This window comes from Deltaproteobacteria bacterium, from assembly GCA_003696105.1.
GTDB lineage: Bacteria > Myxococcota_A > Polyangia > Haliangiales > J016 > J016.
The window spans coordinates 1-6,134 of the sequence record RFGE01000050.1 but is presented as its reverse complement, the minus strand read 5'-3'; the positions used below and the strand labels follow the sequence as shown (position 1 = coordinate 6,134).

The 6,134-nt window shown below is 71.5% G+C and carries 4 protein-coding genes; 2 read left to right on the top strand and 2 right to left on the bottom strand.

The window, feature by feature from the left end; translation table 11 throughout:
• Positions 1-161 precede the first annotated feature (161 nt).
• A complete protein-coding gene (locus tag D6689_03120; GenBank protein RMH44148.1) occupies positions 162-1,556 on the top strand; it encodes a hypothetical protein in 1,395 nt (464 codons plus the stop codon).
• 38 nt (positions 1,557-1,594) lie between these two features.
• Here D6689_03120 and D6689_03115 read toward each other — a convergent pair whose 3' ends face one another.
• Positions 1,595-1,849 carry a hypothetical protein gene (locus tag D6689_03115; GenBank protein ID RMH44147.1) on the bottom strand — a complete coding sequence of 85 codons (255 nt, stop codon included), beginning with the start codon at positions 1,847-1,849 and terminating at the stop codon, positions 1,595-1,597.
• Between the two features lie 220 nt (positions 1,850-2,069).
• On the opposite strand from D6689_03115, the gene D6689_03110 reads away from it, so the two are divergent.
• Complete coding sequence (locus D6689_03110; GenBank protein RMH44146.1) at positions 2,070-2,669, top strand: hypothetical protein; 600 nt, start codon at positions 2,070-2,072, stop codon at positions 2,667-2,669.
• Positions 2,670-2,934: 265 nt separating this feature from the next.
• On the opposite strand, the gene D6689_03105 is transcribed toward D6689_03110, so the two are convergent.
• The gene (locus tag D6689_03105) at positions 2,935-4,656 is read right to left on the bottom strand and encodes a hypothetical protein (protein RMH44149.1); all 1,722 of its coding nucleotides are present in this window, start codon (positions 4,654-4,656) and stop codon (positions 2,935-2,937) included.
• Positions 4,657-6,134 lie beyond the last annotated feature (1,478 nt).

Here is a 6,134-nt window from a genome sequence, read left to right as displayed (position 1 = left end):
TCCCGCGCCCGACCGCGCGCCGCGGCCCCCGGCCGCCGCGCCCACCGCCCGCGTCGCCCCCGCCCCCACTCGCCGCGCCGACCCGCCGCCGGCGCCCGCCGCCACGCAGCGCCCGCCGGCCGCCGGCGTGGACGACCTGCTGCGCGCCTACCTACAGGACGATGACTGATACGCATCGCGACGACACGCACCTCGATCTCGCCGCGCTCGACGCGCTCGCAGAGGACGGCGCCCGCCCGCGGCTCACCGCGCAGCAGCGCGAACTGCTCGCCGCGGCTTTCGTGTTCACGAAGACCGCGCTCATTTATGAGTTGAACAACCCGACCATGCACGCGGCATGCGATCGCATCGCCGCGATCGCGAACGCTTTTTTGGCCGAACACGGAAGCGCCGCGCTCGAACTGGTCGGCGACGGCGCCTACGTCAACCGCGACCTGGTCAAGCTCGACGCCGGCGGCTTCGAACAGGCCGAATACCTGCAGCACGTGTGGGCCGCGGTCGGCGTCGGCCGCATCGAGGCAACCGACGTCACCGACCGCGAGCGCTGGCTCGAAGCCGCCCGCCAGTTTCGCGACCATCTCCGCGGCCACGCCGACGGCGACATGACCCGCGTGTCGGTCCCCGGCATCCGGTTCGATCCGCCACCGGAGGAGGGCCACGGCGAGAGCCTCGAAGTCACGGACCGGTTCCGCGCCCTGCGCGCCTACTCGCTCGCGAGCGTCGCACTCGAGAGCATCATCGACAGCATCCGCACCGGCGCGCGCGCGCGCGTCGTCGACGCGAAACGGCCGCTGCAGGAACTCATCGACGTCGGCGATGCGTGTGCCGCTCTGATGATGTCGCTCGTCCACCTCAAGCGCCACAAGTCCGGCGTCCACCACCACCTGACCAACACGGCTGTCCTCACGATCGCGATGACCCACTCGCTGGGCATGTCGCGGTCGCATCGGTCCGAACTTGCGCTGCAGGCGGCGCTGCACGACCTCGGCCGCGCGTTCGTCCCCGCCGGCCGCACCGGGGACGCCGATCGCCGCGCGGCGCTCGAGTCGGTGTGCAAGCTCGTCCGCGCCGGCGTGCGCGACGCGCGGATGATCGGCCGAGCCGCCGTCGCCGCCGAGGTCGGCGGCGCCGCGGAAGGCGAGCCGTCGGCCGCCAGCCGCCTCATCGCCGTGGCCCACGCCTACGATCTGCTCACGACGCCGACCGCCGACCGCCCCGCGCTGCTGCCCGACGAAGCGCTGCGCGTGCTGATGGCCGAGTCCGGCCGCCGCTACGATCCAGTTGCGGTCAAATTGCTCGTCAACCGCGTCGGCGTGTACCCGATCGGTTCGCTGGTCGCGCTGTCCGACGGCCGCGCCGCGCTCGTGGTCGAGGCGCCGCGCGACGCCACCGGCCCCGACCGCCCGCGCGTCAAGGTCGTCCGCGAGGCGGACGGCCGCACGGTGGACGGCGCCGTCCTCGACCTCGCCGGTCCGGCCGGCGCCAACCTGTCCATCGTTCGGTGCCTCGACGCCGACGACGAGCAGCTCAACGCGCCCGCGTTCCTGCTCGGCTAGCCGCTCACCGCCGCCCGCGTTCCTGCTCGGCTAGCCGCTCACCGCCGCCCCCGCCGGTCCTCGCGCGGCGGCCACTGCGGCGCGCCGTCGTCGATCCACCGCAACACGAGTTGACCATGCGGAGCGTTCGCGTCGAGCCACGTCGCGTTGACGTGGTTCGGCGAATCCTCGTACAGCGGCGCGGTCAACAGCGTCGTCGCCGGCGGGTCCGCCGTGTTCACCACGCCGTCGCGCGCCATCAGCGCCGCGTACGCCGCGGCGGCGCCGCCGTCGAACCGCAGCGCAGCGCACACTCCGCCGGCGCCTGCACGTCCACAGCCACGCGAGCACGAGCGGCCACGCCGAGATGCCCGGGCTGGTTCCGCCGCCCGCTTCCACGCGACATCCGAGTGCACCGGGCGGGTTCGGGTCGATCGGGGCCGGCGCTCCGGCCGCGTCCGGGCCGGGCATGGGAGCGCGCCCCGCGTCAGCGCCACCCGTCGGCCGATCGGGGCCCGCATCGACGCCGGGCGGATGGGGCGCTCCTCCCGCGACCTCGACGGCGATCGAATCGTCCGCGGCCACGGAGCCGTCGGTCGCGCGCGCCTCGATGACGTGGACGCCCGCCGACAGATCGGGCGCGTCGACTCGATACGGCGCCGTCGTCCAGACCACCACCGGATCGCCGTCGATCCGGAGTTCCACGGACTCGACCCGGATGCCCGGTCCGGCCGCGACGTAGATCGGGAAGCCCGGCTGTACCCGCGCGCCGTCGGCCGGCTCCGTGACGTTCACCCACAGTCCCTCGACCTCGGATGCAGCGGTGACGACATCGGGACGCGAGTCCCAGTCGGAGGCCCCGGCGGCCGCGCCCTCCGTCGCCGCGCGGACCGCGGCGGCGTGGTGGCGCACTTCAGTTTCCGCGCCTTGCGCACACCCGACCGCCACCGCGAAGCCGACTACCACCGCTGCCACGTCGCGCGACCGGTTCACGCCCGGCAGTCATCGCAGATTCCGTGCCGCATCGCGGAGGCCCCCGTGGCCGCCGCCACCTGGGCGGGCGCTCGCCACCGCCCGCGTCGCGCGCGGAATCACGTGATCCCGTCGCCGTCGCTCGCGCGCCCCACGAGGTGAAGCAAGCTAGGAGGCTGTTGCGTATCGGCGCGCCAGCGAGGTTGCGAGATGCGAGGCGAGGTTCGGCGCACGCCCGCAGCGCACGAGGGCGCGTATCCACATACGGTACCGAAGGGCGCGAGGACGGACGCCGAAGATCGCCCGCAGATCGCGACCGCAGCCAGCGGCTATACGCAACAGCCTCCTAGCCGCGCGACCCACGACGCCTCCGCCGTACGCCGCCGGCACGGCGCGCGACGCTCGTGCGGTGGATGCCTCGGCCGCGCTACCGCGACGGCGCCATCGGCTCCGCGTCGAGCGCGAGCGACTGGCTCGCACCGGTGAGGACGTCGGGGCTCGTGATCACGTCCAACTCTCGCCCCGAGATGCTGCCGTGGCAGCCGGCGCACACGCCGTCGAACACCGGCTCGACCACGCCCATACTGATCGTCTCTCCCGGACCGAACTGGTGCGTCTCGCGCATCTGGATCACCGTGTTGCCGTCGGCGTCCTCGAGCGCGAGCACCAACGGCGTGAACGCGGGCGCGCGAATCTTGGTGGAGCCGTCCTCGAATAGCGGCACGCGGCCGGCGTAGATCCGGTTTTCATAGTGGTCCTTGCCGTCCGTCGGCGCGGTCGTGCCGGCGGGCGCCGGCTGCTCGACGTATGCGGCGAGATACCGGGCCGTGCGGAACGCATCGACCGGCCGGCCGCGACGCAGGTTGGCGACGAGCAGCGTGAAGATCAGCGGCGCATCGATCACGTAGGCGACGGCGTTTTCCGTGCCCCCCGTGATCTCCGGCCGAATGCCGCCGCCGAACACGAGCTGGCGGCGGTTTTCGTACCCCGCGTGCGCCGGGCGCTTGATCGCCAGCACCGGCTCGATCTGTTGGCCGGGGCCGCCGACGATTACGGTGCGCTCGGGGACGCACGTCGCGCCCGGGGCCGGCGGAACGCACGGCCGCGTCGCGACCAGATCGTAGTCGAGCGCGGTCGCCGCTCCGAGGTCGCCGGTGTACGCGGCATACGCAACGAGGATGCCGGTATCCGGCAGACTGATCGGCGACCGGTAGACACCTTCGGTCGGGCTGCCGACCCGGCCGGTCGCCGCCGGGTCGACGATCGTGAGCGACTTGGCGTACCCGGGGTCGTTGCGCCCCATCTCGAACGGCCCGACGCTGCGGTTGAAGATGCCGAGCGTGCCACCGCCGCCGCGGGCGCCCGGGTCCGACAGGATGACCAAGAAGTCCCCGTTGGCCCCCTCGGTGATCTCGGTGGCCTGGTGGTAGCCGATCGACGGGCACTCGACCGACAGATCGTTCGGGTCGCAAAATGGCGACATCGCGCGCTGCGCGAGCAGCGGATGATAGTCGGTGCGGTCCCAGTTCAGACGCCGCCCCGACACCTGATAGAAGCCGTCGGACACCTTCTCGGTGGACATCGTGATGCGCCCGAGGCGCATGATGCCCGGCTGAATCTCGCTGTTGGTGAGCACCGTCATCTGCTCCGGCTCGGTGCCGTCGGCGCGCATCCGCCAGATGTCCGACTGGGGCAAGAACAGCTTGCGCGACACCGTCCCCGCGCGCGACGACGCGAACACGATCCACTCCCCGTCGGGGGACCACACCGGATCGAAGTTGTGAACCTTGATCCCGTCGACCTCGTCCGGGAATCCGTCCGGATGCACTCGCCGACACCCGTTGCCGTCGATGTCGACGACGTAGATATCCCGCGGTTCTCCCTCGGCGAGCCGCATCGAAAACGCGACGGTCCGCCCGTCGACGTTGACGGCCGGCGCACTCGCGTCGCGCACCGAGCGAGTCCCCGGGCAGCTGCCGAGGATCGAACGCGGCGTCCCGACGCCGACGATCGCGCCGTCGGGACCGAGCGTCAGGTCGACGCGCATGATGTCGGACCCCGGTTGATACGTGTCGAACTCGAGGGGCGACGCCACGTGGGTGTCCTCGCGATCGACGTAGATGAGCGGCACCGTGTCGCCGGGCCCCATCGGCGTCGCCTCGCCGTCCGCGATCAGCTTGGCCCGCTCGATGTTCACCCACTCCTGGAGCGTACAGAACGCGCTCGCCGTGTCCGGGTCGTACACGGACGGGCAGTTCGAAGGCACCGACGGCCCGGCCCCGGGCGTCTCGAGCAACGGCCCGCCGCGATGGAAGATGCCGCCGACCGCCGGAAGGATCGCCTTGGCGACGGCGCGACCGCTGCGCGCGTCCGGCATCTCCATCGCCATGAAATCCTGCTTGACCTCCTTGTAGTTCTTTTCGAGCGCCACCGCCGAGAAGAACCCCTGTGCGCCCGGCCGCAGTTTGAGGTCGTTGAACGCCTGCGGACTGTGGCAGGCCTCGAACTGGCAGCCGCGGCTCAGCAGCAGCGGTTGCACGTGATCGGCGAAGAACTGGCGCCCCGGGTCGCCCTCGCCGAACCGGATCGGTCCGACCTTCTGTCCCCAGTCGCGGATCGCCGCGTACGTCGGATCGTCGCGCGAGCCCCACGCGTCGCCGCCGGTGTGGCCGAGACCACCCTCGAGCACGGGAAGTGGCCGCTGCAACAGCTCCGAGTTGTCGATCGGATCGTCGATGAACGCGCGCGCCTGCTGGAAGTTGAACGCGATCTGCGCGTCGTCGTCGCCGCAGGTGATGTAGAAGTCCGACTGCGGAGCCCCGTGGCACGATCGGCTCGCGCATCCCTCGAGCGCCGGCTGGACGTTGTCGCGGAACTCTCCGAACGTCGGATCCGCCAGGATCGGCGCCGGATCGAACTCGTCCGGCACGTAGGTCGAACACGGGCCCTCGCCCGTGCCCCCGTCGTCCTCGGGCGGCAGCCCCGTTCGCGTCGCGCCGTTTTGCATCCACTGCAGCAGCGTCAGATACGCCGGCGACCCGACCTGCAGGATCGGACCGCCGGCGTGCGGCACGTCGATGCACAAGAACTCGTCTCGATAGGCGATCTGCAGGTCGCACGTGCGATCGACCGCCTTGATGAGCAACAGCGGCACCGGGTAGGCGCTGAACTGCCGCAACACATCGCGCCGCAGCTGGACGTGTTCGTAGCTGGTGAGATCGAGGTTGCCCGCCGCGAACGCGAATGGGTCGTCCGGACGCGCCGCGTGACAGCCCGACACCGAGCCGACGCACGACGCGTTGAAGATCGGCTGGATCTCGCGGTCGTAGAAGCTCTGGCCCGGGGCCTCGTTGTCGTCGCAACCCGCGACCGCCACCGCCCCGGCGAGAACAAGACACACAGCGCGCATGGTCCGATCCTCGGCGAAGGGGCCAGCGGCGCCACTGACGACGATCAAGTTGCGCAACGCGATTTTTCCAGTGCAAGCGTGCTTACAGGCGACGACCAAGTTGGCCGCTGGAAACCGCGAGGGCCACTACCGATACGGCCGCCACGTCCGACATCGACCGACATGTCGCGCGCGCTCCCCGCCCCGCGCGTCGCCGCCGCCCGCCGGCGGGCCGGCCG

Coding starts and splice junctions, on each gene's coding strand:
- D6689_03120 (RMH44148.1), top strand. CDS start 162: ATGACTGATACGCATCGCGACGACACGCACCTCGATCTCGCCGCGCTC.
- D6689_03110 (RMH44146.1), top strand. CDS start 2,070: ATGGGGCGCTCCTCCCGCGACCTCGACGGCGATCGAATCGTCCGCGGC.
- D6689_03105 (RMH44149.1), bottom strand. CDS start 4,656: ATGGGGCCCGGCGACACGGTGCCGCTCATCTACGTCGATCGCGAGGAC.